Source organism: Candidatus Mycobacterium methanotrophicum, from assembly GCF_023515995.1.
Lineage (GTDB): Bacteria > Actinomycetota > Actinomycetes > Mycobacteriales > Mycobacteriaceae > Mycobacterium > Mycobacterium methanotrophicum.
In genome coordinates, this window is the sequence record NZ_CP097320.1 from 881,561 (window position 1) to 898,699 (window position 17,139).

A 17,139-nucleotide genomic window follows, 5' to 3' on the forward strand; every position below is an offset into this window, starting at 1 on the left:
CTGGCTCAAGATCTGTAACGCAGCGCACGCTAGCGCGAATGCATCGCATCGCGAAGACTTTTCGGCCGCATGTCCGTCCAGTGTTCCTCGACGTATTGCAGGCAGTCGGCGCGGCTGGCTTCACCGTACACCTGGCGCCAGCCAGCCGGAATCTCGGCGAACGTTGGCCACAGGCTGTGCTGCTCTTCGTCGTTGACCACCACGACGAAGGTAGCGGTTTCGTCATCGAACGGGTTGGTGCTCATCGTCTCTCCTGGCAGGGTTCGTGGCGGGTAGCTCGGCGCCCAGCACTCGATCGGAAAGCAGTCCCAGGCAGCTCAAGTTGGGAAAACCCGGCCCCTGGTTGAGTCCGGCGAGGTTGGGCAAAAACAGCTTTGGTGCAACACCGTCGACGGCGAGATCGTAGCCGATCGCTTCTTGCAGGCGTTCGCCGCTCAGCGGTCCACCGAGCCCGAGTTCAAGCAGATCAAGTGCCTCCTGGCTGAACAGCGTGGTGAACCACAGCGCGTCTACTCCCGACCCGTCGATGACAAGGTCGAAGCCGTGAACGGTTTCGACGTTCTCACTGCCCCGGTTGGTGCTCAGCGTGAGCCGGATCTGCTCGTCGCGACCGACCGCGTGAGCAACCCGTCCACGTAGGTGCCGAATGCGGTCGTCGGCCATCAGCAGCTCCTGCACGCTCGACGAGAACACTCCCCGGTCGGTGCGTGCGATCGCATTGCGACGTTCGTCGAGCGTCAGCGCAGTCCAGTGCGTAGGGTCGGAAAACAGGGAATTCTCAAAAAAGCTTTCACCGCGGGTGAACAAGGTGACTTCCGGCGAGATTACCGTAATCGTCGAAACCGCGTGCCCGCGAAGCTCATTGAGCATCGCTGCAGCGGTCTCTCCGCCGCCGATCATGGCGACCCGTTCGGCGGTGATTCGGTCGTGTTGTGCCGCGCGGTGCCAGAACTGGGCAATCGACAGCACCCGCGGATTTCCTGGCAGCAGCGTCCGTTCGGCGTGGCCCGGGCCGGTGATCATCAGCGCATCGGCGTAGACGGTGTCGTCCTGGGTGTGTAGCGCCCAGCGCTGGCCGGTGACGCCGATCCGGTCGACCTCGCCGTGCACCACGCTCATGTTTATTCGGTCGGCAACCCAACGCAAGTATTGGCCCCAGCGGCGGTGAGTGGGCGCCGGGCGACCGCGGTCGATCCAGTGAGCGAACTGACCGGTGGCAATCAGATACGCCTGCCAGGTGTAGCGCGTCATCCGCTCGTCGAGCTCGGCGTTTCGGCGCGGGACCAGCGACGAGCGGTAGGGGAATCCGACATCCTTCTCTGGGCTGGTGCCCAGACTTTGCGCTCCATCGGTCCAACCTCCGCTGGCCTGCCAATTGGCCGCCACCCCGGTACGTTCGACGGCAATGACTTCGGGAGTGTCGATGCCCATGTCGCCAAGCACCGACGCCTTAGCCGCGACGGCCACCGCTTTGGGTCCCGCGCCGATCACCGCGAGTGTGGTCACGGCACCGTCTCCTGCAGGGATTGCTGCCAGAGTGCTTGCAGTGCGGACAGTTCCGCTTCGCTGAGGACGTCGGGCAGCGCACGCCACTGGGTCAACAGGATGTACTGGTCAGCGGCGCCGACCAGGGCGGCCATGATGGTCAGTTCATGGCGGACTGCCAGACCGGGCTGGGGCACCAGAGGCAATCCGGCAAGCAGCTCGCGGTCGAGCCGCGGTCCGGTGCCGATGTCGCCGACGTCGGTCCGACCGAGGTAGTTGAGCAGCAGCTGCGGTTGCGGGCGCCTGCGGAGTTGTTGCGCGGTGTCGGCGCGCAGATAGCGCAGCAGCCCGTAATCGATTCCGGCGCCTGGGATCGCGGCCAACTGATCCCTTACCCGGTGTGGGTCTGTGGACTGCACCCGTAGCGGGTAGATCGCGCTCAGCAGGCCAACGGTGTCGGTGGTGTCGATCGCGTCGTCGCCCGCGCCTTGGACTACGGCGTCGGCGCGGCCGTGCGTTTCCAGCGCCAGCAGCGGTGGTGGAGCCGACTGGCCGCGGCTCTGACGCCACCGGGTGACTGTCCGCGCCGCCGCCGCGACCAGCAGGTCGAATATCGGGACATCCGACTCCACTAGTCGACGGGAGACCTCGGCGCCGCTCGCGGCCGATCGGACCAGTAGATCACCGGCCCGGTCGCGTCCGGGGTCCACCCGTCGAGCTCCTAAGTCTGGATCTTCACCGTCGAGCTGCGAGACCCAAAATCGCTCGGTGTCAAGGATTTCAGCACGCTGAATGAGCGCTTTGGCCCACCTCCGGTAGCTGGTGTGCTCGCGGATCGGTGGAGGTTCGTTCCCGGCGGCCACTGCGTGCAGGGCGGTGTCGAGCTCGCCGACAACCACTCGCCACGACGCCGGATCCATCGCCAAGACGTGCGCGGTCAGCAGCAGCACGCTTCCTCCGCTGGGCGGTCGCAGCCAGCTGGCCGCCAGCAGCCGACCCTTTTCGGGATCGAGGCCCTCCAAGGCTTGCTTGGCCTGCGAGGTGACCGCTGCGCCAAGGTCGCCGGTTACTGCCACCTCCTCGAGGACGTCGGTGGCCGGCGCGGAAATCAGGGTCATGCTGGTGCGGTCGAGCCGGGTATGCAGCACTTCGCGGCCATCGACGATGGCGGTTAGCGCGGTCCGCAGCTGCTCGCCGGTAACGTTCTCGGGCAACCGGATTGCCTCGGTCTGCGCCAGCCGTCGAGGCTCGCCGTATTCGTAGAGCCATAAAGCGTTGGGCAGCAACGGGATCGGTTTATCGCTGTCGTCGGCGGGGCGGGTGGCGGGGGCCGATTCGGTGTCGATGGCGGCGGCGAGTTCGCGGATGTTGCCGCACTCGAGGATGAGCCGGGCGCGCAACGGGATGCCGCGGCGGCGGGCTGCCTGCACCACCGACAGGGCCATGATGCTGTCCAGCCCCACCTGTGCGAAGTCGGCGGTCACATCGACCTGGGTGGGGTCCGGTGTGCCCAGGAATTCGGCAAGGAGTTCCGCCAGCGCGGATTCGGTGTCCGTTTCGGGCGCGGCCTCCGTGGTTTCGGCAGCGTCGATGTCGGCGAGCGCGGCCTCGTCGAGCTTGCCGTTGGCGGTCAGTGGGATCTCGTCGACGAGGACGATCCGTTGCGGCACCATGTAGCGGGGCAGCCGTTCACTGAGCATGCCGCGGAGCTCGGCGGGCGCGGGCGTTGCGCCGTTGACGGGAAGGACGTAGGCCGTTAGCCGGGCGCCGCCCCGATGCTCGCGCACCATGACGTCGGCGTGCCGCACGCCCGGGTGCTCCTGCAGCGCCGCGGCGATCTCGCCGGGTTCGACGCGGTACCCGCGGATTTTCACCTGCGCGTCGGCGCGGCCCAGGTATTGCAGCGAGCCGTCCGGCTGGCGGCGCACCACATCGCCCGTGCGGTACATCCGCTCACCGGACGCGAACGGGTCGGCGGTGAATCGAATGGCGGTCTCTGCTGTGCGCCCGAGGTAACCGCGAGCCAGCTGGGCGCCGGCGAGGTACAGTTCGCCGGCCGCGCCGTAAGGCACCGGGCGCAGCGCGGAATCCAGGACGTAGCCGCGGGTCTGCTCGGTGGGACAACCGATTGACGGCTCCTTGTGGTCGCAGATCGTGGCCACCACTGCCTCGACGGTGGTTTCGGTGGGGCCGTAGCAGTTGTAGGCCGCCATCCCGCTGCGAAAGCACTCGTCGCGGACCGCATTCCACGACGGCGGACCGGTAGCTTCGCCGCCCAACGCGAGCACCGCCAACGGCACGTCGGTGAGCAAGCCGAATGCTCGCAGCTGAGCAAACATCGACGGGGTGGTGTCGATCATGTCGATGCGGTGCTCGACGATGGTGCGCAGCAGCGCCTCGGCGTCGCGTTGGGTGTGTTCGTCAACGATGTGCACGGCATGTCCGTCGAGCAACGCAACCAGCGGTTGCCAGGCGGCGTCGAACGCAAACGACCATACGTGTGCAATCCGCAGCCGGCGGCCCAACCGGGCGGCGGCAGAGCGGAGTACCGCGCCGATGTGATCGTCGGCATAGGCGCCGAGCGCGCCATGAGTTCCGATGACTCCCTTGGGCTCTCCGGTGGTCCCGGAGGTGAACACGACGTAGGCGGCTTGTTCGGCGTGCACGTCGACGGGCAGGAAATCCGCGGGCGCATGCTCGGCGGACGACGTTACGCTCTCATCGATGACGTTCGCGGCGGCGGTCTGACGCAGGATCGACTTGACCCGCTCCGGGGGCATCTCGGGTTCCAGCGGAACGCACATAGCGCCGGCCTTGAGCACCGCGAGCATCGCAACGACGTATTGGTGGCCGCGGGCAAGCTTGATCGCCACCGGCGTTTCGGGCTCGACTCCACTTTCGGTCAGCGCCGACGCCAGCCGGTTGGCGGCGGCGTCCAACCCGGCATAGGTCATGGTGCCGCCGGCCCAACTCAGCGCCGTGGCATCGGGATTGGCCTCCGCAATCGCGGCGAACCGAGTGTGAAACCCCGCTGACGAGCGCGCCGGCGGCCTAGCGGCGGCGGTCAGCGGCCGCGTCTCGTCGTCGAAGAGCACGCTGACCTCGCGCAGCCGGTGCTCCCACAGCGACAGCAGCCGCCCGGCGGTCGCGAGCACCCGGTGGCCGAGCAGCTCAGCGCTCGTCGCGCCCAGCGCCCCGTCGAGCACCTCCACCAGCACGACCAGCTCGCCTTCGGCCATGTGCGCGGCCAGCGCAACCGGGAAATGCGACACGCTTTCCAGCTCCACCGGCCGGAATGTCACACCGCCGGCAGTCAATTCGCCATGCTCGGCCAGTCCCGCCGTCGGAAAGTTTTCATAGACCAGCAGCGTGTCGAACATCTCGCCGACACCACCGAGCGCCCGTAGTTGCGCGTGGCTGAGATAGCTGTGTTCCCGTAGCAGCGCCGCAGTGCGTTGCAGCGCAAGGCATTGCGGGCCGACGCCCGCGTCCGGGTCCAGCCGCACCCGCAACGGAACGGTGTTGATGAACAGGCCGATCATGGTTTCGACGCCGGATAGTTCGGCGGGCCGACCGGACACCGTAACGCCGAACACCACATCGTGGCGGTCGGTGAGCCGCGACAACACCAACGCCCACGCCATCTGCATCAAGGTGTTGACGGTGATTCCCCGGGAGCGGGCACCGTCGTTCAGCCGGTCAGTGGCCGCACGGTCGACTCGCAGCTCGGTGCGCCGCGGCAACCCGGCGTGAGAAGCCTCGGTGGCCATCGCCGCTGAAAGCAGTGTCGGGCCCGGCAAACCGGCAAGGTGCTCTCGCCAAACTTCTTCGCTGGCGGAGCTATCGCGGGCGTTGAGCCAGCCGATGTAGTCGCGGTACGGTCGCGGCTGCACCGGTAGGGTGTTCGGGTCACCACCGGCCCCGTACAGCGCGATCATCTCGACGGCGAACACCGGCAGCGACCAGCCGTCGATCACGATGTGATGGGCGGTGATCACCAAATGCCAGCGGTCATGCGGTAATTCGATGAGCAGGAACCGGATCGCCGGTGTGCGTTCGAAGTCGAACGGTCGAGAGCGCTCCGCGGCCGCCAGTTTTTCGATGTCCTCGGGCTCGCCGCGAACCTGTCGCCAGGGCAGGTCCACGCGCGACGGCACGATCTGCACCGGACGGGGAATGTCGCGGCTGACGAAACTGGCCCGCAGATTCGGGTGGCGCACCAACATCGCTGCGGCGCACTGCTTGAGCAGCTTCACGTCTAGCGGACCGGTGATGTCGGCGGTCATCCCGATCAGATACGGGTCCTCAACCGGCCCGTCGCCCGAGCCGTCGGTCAGGCCGGACAGCACAGTGTGGGAATACAGGCCCTCTTGCAGGGGGCTGAGCGCCATCACATCCTCGATGGCCGGCGGCGCACCCGTGTTGGCGGCGGTCATGCGTTGCCGTCCTGGGCCGCGGTCCACGATCGGGTCACCGCCGCCAGATCCTCGGCCGAAAGCCTCGAGGTGCTCATCGGCGCGTGTCGGGTGTCCGTGTCGGCGGCCTCGGCAGTGTTTTGCGCTTCCTCCGCCGCGGCGGCCAGCAATTGCAGGGTCGGGTTTTCGAATACCATTCGGGGGCTGACCGGCAGGCCGGCCTCCCGTGCACGCGACGCGACTTGCACCGACATGATGCTGTCACCGCCGAGTGCAAAGAAGTCGTCGAAGCGCCCGATCCCCGTGATGGGAAGCAGATCGACGAACACTTCCGCGAGCGCGCGCTCGGTGTCGGTGCGCGGGGGTTCGCCGCGGCCGGTGGTGCTGACCGCCGGGCGCGGCAGCGCCGGCCGATTCAGTTTGCCCGACTCCGTTTTCGGCATGGCGTCGAGCACCGTGATCGACGACGGCATCATGTATCCCGGCAGCACCTGCGCGACCTCGGCGCGCACCCGGGCGGCGACGGCCGACCTCTCGGCTTCGTCGGCGATCGGCCGCAGCGGTACCACGTAGCCGGCCAGCGCGGTGCTGCCCGCTACCTCCCATGCGCGTGCCGCGGCTGCGGCCACACCGTCAACCGCCTTCAGGGCCTCATCGACTTCGCCGAGCTCGACGCGGAAACCGCGGACCTTCACCTGGTGATCCGTGCGGCCGACGAACTCCAATCGGCCGTCCTCGGTCCAGCGGGCACGGTCGCCGCTGCGGTAGAACCGCGCGCCGGCTTCGTCGGCGAAAGGGTTCGGAACGAACCGGGACGCCGTCAGCCCCGGCCGCTTCCAGTAACCCCGCACGAGCTGCCCACCGGCGTAATACAATTCGCCAACCACGCCAGGCGGCACCGGGTTCAGACCGTCGTCGAGCAGGTACACCTGCGCGTCGGTCATCGGGGTGCCCAGCAGCGGCACGGGCGGCGTCAGCGGCCCGCGGACCAACGCCCCGGACGTCTCCGTGGCGCCGAAGTTGTTCAGCAGCTCGGGGCCGTCTTCGCCGCCGTACGTGGCGAGCAGCCGCTGCTGCACCGACGCTGTCAACGGCTCGGCGCCACACACCAGCCGGGTCAGGGAACGGAATGCGTCGGGCCATGAGTCGACGATCGCCGACACCAGGGTGGGCACCGCGGTCACCTGTGCCACCGAGTGGCGCTGCACCAGCGACGCCAACGCTTCGGGGTCGCGGTGTTCGGCGTCGTTGGCCAGGACCGTGGTGGCGCCGGCGGCCAAGCCGCCCAATGTCTCCATGCAGCCTTCGAGGAATGTCCAGGAGGCCTGCGCCAGCCGAATGTCGTTGCCAGGCACGGGATAATTCCATAGTTGCCAATTGAGTCGGATGGTCATAGCCCGGTGAGTACCGAGCACACCCTTGGGCTTGCCGGTGGAGCCCGAGGTGAATACCAGGTACATCGGGTCGTCCGGATGAGCAGCAGGCAGCGTGCAATCACGTTGTGCCTCAAACACTGTCGGGTCATCGAGGGAGATCAGCATCATACCGGGGTGTTCGGGCATGGTGTCGAGAGCTTCGGCCGTCACCACGACGACGCGGGGGTCGACCTCGCCGAGCATGAGCTGTTTGCGTGCCCGCGGATAGTCGGGGTCCAGCGGGAAAAAGCCGGCGCCGGCCTTCATGATGCCGACGAATGCCACGACCATGTCGATGTTGCGTCGTGTGGACAGGCCCACGAGCGAACCGGGACCCACCCCGTAAGACGCGAGCAGCCGCGCGAAGTTGTCGGAACGACGGTGCAGCGCCGGGTAATCGATCTGCTCGCCGTCGCAGCGCAGTGCGATCCGACCGGTGCCCCAGTTACGGCTCGGCTCGAGCAGTTCGGCGATGGTGAGCGGCCGCTGGACCGGAGGCCGGGGCCCGCGGCTCCACTCGGTGAGGATCCGCTGTCGCTCCAGCGGATCGATCAACTGCACGTCGCGCAACGTCCGATCGACGTTGCCGGCAAAGGCTTTGACGACCTGGCTCAGCCAGCCGACCAACCGCTCGATGGCGGTTCGACGATACAGTTCCGTGCGGTAGAGGATGTTGCCCTGGTATCCGGCGTCGGTGGCGAAGAAGTTCACGCTCAAATCGGCGTGCGCGACGTCGAACGTCGGCTCCACCGCGGTGAACGTGGTCTGGCCGGCCGGGCTGGAGTCGATCACCCCGGCGGCCGGCAAGTAGTCGCGGACGTGCACGACCACCTGGAACAGCGGATTGCGGGACAGGGTGCGGACCGGACTGACGGCATCCACGACCCGGTCGAACGGCAGGTCCTGATGGGCGTAGGCGGCCAGTGCCGTCTCCCGTGCGCGACCCAGCACCTCGCGTAACGTCGGGTTGCCGTGAAGGTCATTGCGCAACACCAAGATGTTGATGAAGAAGCCGATGAGTTGGTCCAACTCCGGTTCGGCGCGCGCCGCGATCGGGGTGCCCAACGGAATGTCTACGCCGCCACCGGCTTTGTGCAGCACCACGGCGACGGCGGCCTGCAGCAGCATGAATTCGGTGATGCCCAGTTCGCGGCTGAGCCCGGCGAGCTTTTCCCGGGTCTGCGGGTCGATGCGGAATTCGACGGAGTCACCGGCGCCGCTGGGTACCGGTGGCCGGGGAAAGTCGGGCCGCAGTCCGGTGTCCTCGGGCAACCCCTCCAGCTGCCGCTTCCAGTAGTCACGCTGCGTGGCGGCGATGCTGGGCTCGTCTGAATTGGGCTCGGCCAGCAAAGCGCCCTGCCAGGCCGCGTAGTCGGCGTACTGCACCGGTAACGGCGCCCAGGACGGTTTCTGGCCGGCCCGGCGGGCGCGATAGGCGGTCAGCAGGTCGGCGAACAGCACGCCGCCCGACCAGTGGTCGATGGCGATATGGTGCACCACCAACGACAGGGTGTGCTCTTGGGGCGCATCGGCGGTGTGCAGCAGCGCGGCCCGGATCGGCCATTCACGGTCAAGCTCGAAGCAGGACCGGCGTTCGGAATCCAGCTGCTCGTGCAGCCACTGCTCACCTTGGCCGGAGGCCTCCCGCACGGGCAACTCGCCGACCGGATTGACCACTTGGTAGGCGACACCGTCGATCTCGGTGTAGGTGGTGCGCAGGATCTCGTGCCGGGCCGCGAGGTCGCCGAGGGCCGCGGCCAGCGCGTCGGTGTCGCACGGTCCTCGCAGGCGCGCGGCGAATGGGATGTTGTCGACGCCGGTGGGCCCTTCGATCTGATAGGCGAACCAGCTGCGCAGCTGCGAGGCGGACAGCGGCTGGGGTCGGTCGTGGGACGTGCGGACCAGCTTTGGCCGACTGAAGCTGGCCGCGCCCGATTCCATCTGGTCGATCCGTTCGGCAAGCCGCGCGACCGTCGCCAGCTCGAAGACATCGCGGATACCGATTTCGACATCGCATTCCGACCGGATGGCGGCCGCCAGCTTGGTGGCCACCAGGGAGTGCCCGCCGAGGTCGAAGAACGAGTCGTCGAGGCCGACGCGCTCGCGGCCCAGCAGCGTCGAGAACAGGCCCGCGATGGTGCGCTCGGTGGCCGTCGTCGGCTCGCGATATTCGGTCGCCGGCCCGATTTCTGGTTGCGGCAAAGCATCCGGATCGATCTTGCCGTGTGCGGTGATCGGAATCTCGTCGAGCACGACATAGGCGGCCGGCGTCATGTAATCCGGCAACGCCGCGGCCACTCGCGCGCGGATGCGCTCGACGTCGACGGTGTCGGTGCCGCGGTCCGCGGGCGTCACATACCCGACCAGGCTCTTTCCCAGCTGCGGCAGTTCGGTCGCGACGACAACGGCCTGCCCGACGCTCGGATCAACCGAGATCGCCGCGGCGATCTCGCCGAGCTCGATCCGGAAGCCGCGGATCTTCACCTGTTCGTCGGCGCGCCCGACGAATTCGACATCCCCGTCGGCGTTGCGGCGTGCCAGGTCGCCCGAGCGGTACAAGCGGCCGCCCGAGGTGAATGGGTCGGCGATGAAGCGCTCGGCGGTCAGGGCCGGCCGGCGGTGGTAGCCGTGCGCCATATGCGTTCCGCCGATATAAATTTCGCCGATCACCCCGGGAGGAACCGGCTGCAGGGAAGCGTCGAGCAGATACACTTGTGTGTTGATCTTGGGGCGTCCGATCGGCACAGTCCGGGTACCTTGGGTGCCCTCCACCTGGTAGCTGGTCGCGTTGACGACGGTTTCGGTGGGCCCGTAGAAGTTGTAGAGCAAGGCGTCGAACGTGGCGTGGAACTTGTCGGCGATTTCGCCGGGCAGCGCCTCCCCGCCGACCGGAACACGGCGCAGAGCGCGCCACTCGTTGACCCCGGGCAACGACAGGAACAATCCCAGCAGCGACGGCACAAAGTGCATCGACGTGATGCCTTCGCGCCGCAAAAGCTCCGTCAGATAACCGATGTCGCGCAAGCCGTCAGACCGCGGGACCACCAGGCGCCCGCCGCAGATCAGCAGCCCGAATATCTCGGCAATGGACACGTCGAACCCAGGCGAGGCCACCTGCAGCAAACGGTCCGTCTCGTCAACCTGGTAGGCATCGCCGAACCAGACGAAGTATTCGGCGATCGGCGCGTGGGGCACCGGGACGCCTTTGGGCAGACCGGTCGAACCCGACGTGTAGATCAAGTAGGCGGTGTTGTTCGGGTACAGCGGCCGGATCAGCTCGTCGTCGGCCAGATCAGCGGAGGAATAGCGCGCCAGACAGGTGACTGGTTGCCGCAGAACAACTTTGGCGTCCGCATCGTCGAGGATGAACGTCAGCCGGTCCTCGGGATAGGTCGGGTCGATCGGTAGGTACACGGCCCCGGCTTTCAGGATGCCCAGGGCGGCGATGACCAGCTCCGGTGACTTGTCGAGCAGCACCGCGACCCGGTCCTCGGTGCCGACTTCCTGCTCGATCAGCCAGCGCGCCAGCCGGTTTGCTTCCTCGTTGATCTCCCGATAGCTGTACTGGCGGCCCTCGTAGACGACGGCGACGGCGTTCGGGGTCATGGCCGCACGTTGGGTGACCAACGCCGGCAGGGTGGTGGCGGGGGTGCTGAATTCCGGACCGGCGGAGACGGTTCGCAGCCACTGCACGTCGGCATCGCTCATCAGCTTCAGCCGCCCGATTTGCGCGTCCGGGTCGGAAAACGCGCTGTCGAGCAGCACCGCATAGTGTTCCAGTAGCTGCCGCGCCAACGGCTGGTCGAGAACCTCGACCAGATACTCCGCCTCGACGAGCGCCCCGGCCTCGCCGCCGGGGGATGGTTCGACCATGAAGTTGAGCGGGAGCTGGCTGAACTGACCGCCCAGGTCCCCGCTTTCGCACCGCACTCCCGCTGGAGCGAAGCCGCCGGCGTCGGGTGGCCGCAAGCCGAAGCCCACCCGGGTCATCCGCTCGACGCCGTGGCGACGGTCGGGGTTGGATTCACGCGCGAGCCAGTCGAGGTCGACGCGCCGATGGGCGAAGGCTCCGACCGCGGTGTCACGGATGTCGGTGAGCAGCTCCCGGAAGGTCTGCCTGGACTGCGGCCGGGCCCGCAATATCACGAGGTCGCCGTAACAGCCGATCGCGTCCTGCGTTCCCGCGGTGCGGTCGAGCACTGGCGTCGCGATGAGGAAGTCGGTGGCATGGGTGCAACGGTGCACCAGTGCGGCGAAGCCGGCCAACAGCACCATGTATGGGCGGGCGCCACTTTCGCGGGCCAGCGCAGCGGCGCGCTCTACGGTTTGCGCGGACAGTCGCAGCGTGGTGCGCTGCGATCGCCAGGTGCTAGGCACCACCGAACCGTTGGCCCCCGGAAGTTCCAGGGGCTCAGGGAGTTCGGACATCAGCGCTCGCCAGTAATCCAAATCCTCGTCGAGGGTATCGGCGTCGGCGGTGGAGGCCGGCGCCATCTCGGAACTCGCCACGGCCTCGGGATCGTCGTAGGCGTGCGTGAGGTCCCGGAAGAACGGGGCCCATGAGCCGTCATCCCACGCGATGGAATGGGCAATCAGGAGCAAGGTGAGTTCATCGGCGCCGAGGCGCACCGCCATGATCCGCAGCGGCGAATCGGCGGTCAAATCAAAAGGCCGGCGAAACTCGCGTTGTGCAAGCACTTCGAGCCGCAGGCGCCGCGCCTGCTCCGTGAGAGCCGACAGGTCGCATTCGGCCCAGCCCGGCCGCAGGTCATCGTGAACGACCAGACGTGGCTCCCCGTCGTCGGTGGTGTGATAGGTGGAGCGCAGCACCGGGTGCCGGACGGCCACCGCGTCGACGGCCCGGTGCAGTCGCGCGAGGTCGACGACGCCTGTGATGCGGTAGGACGCACAGATATTGAGCAGCGCACTATCGGGGTCGATCGATTGCACGAACCACATCCGGATCTGACTGGCGGTCAATTCCGGCGCCGCGCCGTCCGTCGGTGCTGTTGACTGCGCCAGACCGCGTTCGATGAGCTCGCGCTGCAACAGCTCCAGGCGCTGTCCGTTTAGCGTGCTGTCAACGGAATCAGTCACGCGAGCTCCTCCCTGTCCCCCGTCCCTAAGCCGCCGGCGACGCCTGTCGCATCGGGAGGCACGGTGTCGTCCACGGAGGCTGGTGGCACGCCCGCGGACGCCTCAGGCGCCACCGCCGTGCCTGGGCCAGGCGAGCCGCCGTCGTCGGGCTGCGCTGACTGCAGCACATCGATCAGTTCGGCACCGGTGATGCCGCCAAGCAGGCGCCCCAAGGAAGCGGTGCGTCCGATCGCTCGGATCAGCCGCTGTCGTAAATCGACTGCCAGTAGCGAGTCCAGACCCAGATCGACCAACGCCGCGTCCAAGTCGACCGACGCCGGGCTGCCGATTCCCAACAAGGCGGCTACTTCGGTGCACACCACCTGGTCGACGGCTCTCTCTTTGACGTCGTCGCCGGCCGGCTCCGTTTCCTGTACCGCAGGCGGGGTGGCGAAAGGCGTTGGAATCCCCTGGCTGTCGAAGAAAAGGCGTAGCCGGTCGAAGTCGGCGGCGATTATCACCGGGTCGCCGTCATGCTGACAAAGGCTGGCCGTGATGGCCTCGTCGGGGTCCATCGCGACCAGTCCGGAGCGCTCGATGCGCGCAATCTCGTCGGGACTTGCGATTTTCGTGCCCTGCCACAGTCCCCACCGCACCGATGCGCAATCCAGCCCCTTGGCCCGCAGCCGAGAGGCCAGCACGTCGAGCATCCGGTTTGACGCTGCATAAGCCCCATGTCCGTAACCGCCCCACAGCCCGGATACCGATGAACACAACACGATCCGCACATCTTGCCGTAGCGGCCACTCCTCGGACAGCCGCACCATTCCAGTTACTTTCGCGCCGAACATGTCTGCTAAGCCGGTACTGGTGAGCCGATCGTGCGGGTCGAAATTGGCGGTCCCGGCGGCGTGGATCAGAAATGACGCGCCATCACCGGCATGCTCGGCCGCGGCCAGCCGCACCGAATCGGCGTCGGTGATATCGCACGCGGGTGCGCGCAGGTCGACATCGTGACCACCGGCCAGCCGCTCTAAGTCGGCCTGCTCAATGCCCCTGCGGCTCAAAAAGAGTACGCGGCGGGCGCCCTGGTCGATGCAGCGTCGGGCATACCCGAGGCCAATGGTTCCACTACCGCCCGTAATTACGACATTGTCCAGCACCGCGCCCTCGAGTGCGCGCTGCGGCATGGATCCGTTAACTTCACGCAGCCTGCGGATGTAGCGCCGTATGTCCCAATTCTCACCCTCGCGCAACGCCACTTCGTCGACGTCGCCGAGCAGCACATCGACGCAGTCGAGCGCCTCCTCCGCAGCGATGTTGCGGCTGGGCAGGTCGAGATGACCGAATGTCTTGTCGGGGAATTCGAAGCCGACGCTGCGATGCAGCGCGGCCAGCCCGGCCTGTGCCGGCAACCCGGCGGGCTCGCCGGCCTGCACCTGCTCGCCGCAGACGGTGACCAGCCACACCGTGCGGCTGCGCGGACCCACAAGCCGACGGTAATCCGGTGGGCCCGCTTCGATCAGGGCCTCGGCGGCGGCGGCCGGGCAGGGTTGCTCGAACGCCGGTGCGATGATCACGGTGATGTCGGCGTCGTCTGGGCTGGCCAACTCGCAATCATCGTGAGCCACAACGGCGTCCACCAGCCGCCGCGCTAACGAGCCTGCGGTTTCGCCGGGCTCGATCACCGCAACACGCCTGCTTGCGTTCCTCGTCGTGCTCGCGGCCTCATTGGGTTCCCACCGCTCGTACGCCACTGCGATGGCTTTGCCGGGCAACGGCGGTAGGGGCTCGGGTTTCGCCCAGAAATGCACTGCACGCATCGGTGCATTGGGGAATGCCCAAAGCGGTGGGTGGGCATCGAAGTCGGTCAAGTCGGCCCACCGATAACCGGAATCAGCCAGCGCGGCGGCAGCGATGTTGGCCGACAGCCGGTCGATGATGGGCTCGTCGCGGGCCCCGGAGCCGACGAGCACGGTCGACGCTTCATTGACAAGGTCAGTCAGCACGTACAGCAGCGACGGGTGCGCCGACAGTTCGACGAATACGTTGACGCCTCGTTCGATTGCCGCTGCAACCGCTCGGTCGAATCGGACGGTGTTGCGTAGATTGCGATACCAGTAGTCAGTGAAATCGGCGCCGGCGCCGACTACTGCGCCCAAGGCGGAACCGACGAATTCCACAGGCGCGTCATTGAACGCCGACGCCGGCAGCAGCTCCTCGAACCTGGGCCGCAACGGTTCCAGGGCGCTGGTGTGCCCCGGATAGTCGACGGCGATGGACCGGGCGAAAACTCCGCGCTCTTCCGCGAGACGCACGACGCCGTCCACCGCGTCACAATCGCCGGAGACCACGGTCGACGACGCGCTATTGACGGCCGAGACTTCCAGCCAGCCCGGCACTGCCGCTATCAATTGCTCCGCCTCATCCGCATCGACACCCAGCACCGCCATCCCGTAGCTGCCCGGCAGCTGACTCACGACGGTGGCCCGGGCTCCGACGACACCGACGGCGTCCGGAAGCGCCACGGCGCCGGCGATATATGCGGCCGCCGCCTCACCGAGACTGTGTCCCACCGTGATATCGGGAAGAACGCCGCACGACCGCCAAACCTGCGCCAACCCGACGGAGTGGGTGAACTGGGCAGCCTGTATTTCGACCTGTGACCAGCGCTGCTCGGCCGGGTCGTCCAGCAGATAGGGCAGCGGCGAGGGCATACCCGCGGCAACGAACGCCTCGGCGCAGCGGTCCGCGTCGGCCCGGTAAACAGGTAGCTGCCGGTAGGCGTCGGCGCCCATCGACGACCACTGGTTGCCCTGCCCGGGAAACACGAAGGCTGTCCGGGCCACGGCGTTCGCCGACGCCCTGGCGACGAGGGGATGCTCGTCGCCGCCAGCCAGTGCCCCAAGGCCGGTGACCAGTTCAGCGACGTCGGCGGCCCGTATCACCGCACGGTGGCGGCGCAGCCTGCGTCGTCGCAACAGTGTGGAGGCCACCGCCGACACGCTGGCCACATTCGTCTGGCGGGCGAGAAACTCCAGAATCGCCGCGGCGTCCTGGGCGATCAAGTCCGGCTCGTGCGCGCTGAGCAGCACGGGGATACGGCGGTCCGGCAGTCGGGAGGAAGCCATCACACCGCCTCCGGAACCGACACAATCGCATGCCCGTTGGTGCCGCCCACACCGAATGCCGAAACCGCCGCCAGGCGCTGCCCGTCCACGGCGGGCCACGGTGTCAGTGCCTGGGCGAGCCGTAAGCCTTGCTTGTCCCAGTCGATTTCCCGACTCGCTTCGGCGGCGTGCAGGGTCGGCGGCACAGCGCCGTGTTCGGCGGATACCAGAACTTTGGCCAGACCCAACGCGCCCGCGGCGGCCTGCGCGTGGCCCACATTGGACTTCACCGATCCCAGCAGTGCGCCGCCGCCGGGTTCGGTCGCGCCGTACGTTTCTGCCAGTGACCGCAACTCGGTACGGTCGCCAAGGCGTGTGGCGGTGCCATGCCCCTCGACCATCGCGATGTCTTCGGGGCGTACCCTCGCCTGGCTCATCGCGCGTTGGAAGAGCCGCTTCTGCGCCTCCCCGCTGGGGGCGCTGAGCCCCGCGCTACGACCATCCTGATTGACCGCGCTGGCGCGGATTTCCGCGAGAATACGATGGCCGTCGCGCAACGCATGTGATTTGCGCCGCAGCACAAAGATTCCCGCGCCCTCTGCCCACACTGTTCCGCTGGCCTGTGCGCTGTAGGCGCGGCAGTGGCCGTCGTCGGACAGCGCCTGTTGTTTTGAGAACTCGACCAAGTAGCCTGGTGAGCCCATCACGCAGACACCCCCGGCCAGTGCCAAATCGCAGTCTCCGCCGCGCATCGACTGGATCGCGACATGCAGTGCCGCCAGTGCCGACGCGCACGAGGCGTCGATGGTCAGGGCCGGACCAGCCAAGCCGAGCGTGTAGGCGATCCGCCCAGAGATAACCCCGAGCGCGGTTCCGCTGAGCAGATGGCCGCTGTGTCGGGAGAACTCGGACATTTTCGGCCCGTAGTCGGCCATCGATGCGCCGACGTAACAACCCACGTTGTGGCCCTGCAGATCGTCCGGGTTGATGTCGCTGTTTTCCAGTGCGCGCCAAGCCAGCCGCAGCGCGACTCGCTGCTGTGGGTCCATCGCGGTTGCTTCGCGCGGCGAGATCCCGAAGAACCCAGGGTCGAACGTCGTTGCCCCGGTTAAGAAGCCACCGCAATCGTTGATTCGTTTGAAGCCGTCCCGGCATGAGCCGGTCAACAGGTCACGGATTGGCCAGCCTCGGTTCGTCGGGAGCGGCGAAAGTCCTTCTCGCCCCTGTGAGAGCAGCTCCCAGTAGCTCTCGGCGGTGTCGACACCGCCCGGTGCCTCAAGCGCCATCCCGACGATCACCACCGGATCATCGCCGACGACGGGGGTTGCCGGCTGGTCAGACATCGGTCACTCGGTTGGCCACGCCGATGTCGTGCTTGCAGACCCCGATTGGGCGGGTCCCGCAAGCGTCACACCGAGCGCTGCGCGCGGCCCTGCCCCCTGCCACACCGCTCGACGCGATCACCACTACCCCCCTCCCGCCGATTTCGCTACGGCCCCCGCTGCACAGGCATGAAACATGCGCGACGGTAGAAATACCCGCCGCCGGGGACGGTAAACACCCATGCACAACGCGTCATGCCATTGACCACGGCGGTGTTGTCGCTGCGTTTCCACCGGCGCCCAAATTGACTAGGCC

Annotated in this window: 6 protein-coding genes; all 6 read right to left on the reverse strand. The window is 67.2% G+C overall.

The annotated features are described in order from the left end of the window. Positions 1 to 29: 29 nt before the first annotated feature. Genes M5I08_RS04840 through M5I08_RS04865 form a run of 6 tightly spaced genes read right to left on the reverse strand, consistent with a single transcriptional unit; the run spans position 30 to position 16,844 of the window. Positions 30 to 245 (reverse strand): MbtH family protein, encoded by a 216-nt coding sequence (locus M5I08_RS04840; RefSeq protein ID WP_219066735.1) that lies wholly within the window; start codon positions 243 to 245, stop codon positions 30 to 32. Further along, positions 223 to 1,506, reverse strand: coding sequence for an NADPH-dependent L-lysine N(6)-monooxygenase MbtG (gene mbtG, locus M5I08_RS04845; RefSeq protein WP_219066734.1), 1,284 nt, complete (start codon positions 1,504 to 1,506; stop codon positions 223 to 225). The genes M5I08_RS04840 and mbtG overlap by 23 nt, the downstream gene beginning before the upstream one ends. Next, positions 1,503 to 5,921 carry a non-ribosomal peptide synthetase gene (locus M5I08_RS04850; protein WP_219066733.1) on the reverse strand — a complete coding sequence of 1,473 codons (4,419 nt, stop codon included), beginning with the start codon at positions 5,919 to 5,921 and terminating at the stop codon, positions 1,503 to 1,505. The genes mbtG and M5I08_RS04850 overlap by 4 nt, the downstream gene beginning before the upstream one ends. Further along, a complete protein-coding gene (locus M5I08_RS04855; RefSeq protein WP_219066732.1) occupies positions 5,918 to 12,412 on the reverse strand; it encodes a non-ribosomal peptide synthetase in 6,495 nt (2,164 codons plus the stop codon). Before M5I08_RS04855 ends, M5I08_RS04850 begins: the two co-directional genes overlap by 4 nt. Next, positions 12,409 to 15,522: a mycobactin polyketide synthase MbtD gene (gene mbtD / locus M5I08_RS04860; RefSeq protein WP_219066731.1), complete on the reverse strand. Its 3,114-nt coding sequence runs from the start codon at positions 15,520 to 15,522 to the stop codon at positions 12,409 to 12,411. Before mbtD ends, M5I08_RS04855 begins: the two co-directional genes overlap by 4 nt. After that, positions 15,522 to 16,844, reverse strand: a complete 1,323-nt coding sequence (locus M5I08_RS04865; RefSeq protein ID WP_219066730.1) for a beta-ketoacyl [acyl carrier protein] synthase domain-containing protein — start codon at positions 16,842 to 16,844, stop codon at positions 15,522 to 15,524. Before M5I08_RS04865 ends, mbtD begins: the two co-directional genes overlap by 1 nt. Between the last annotated feature and the right edge of the window lie 295 nt (positions 16,845 to 17,139).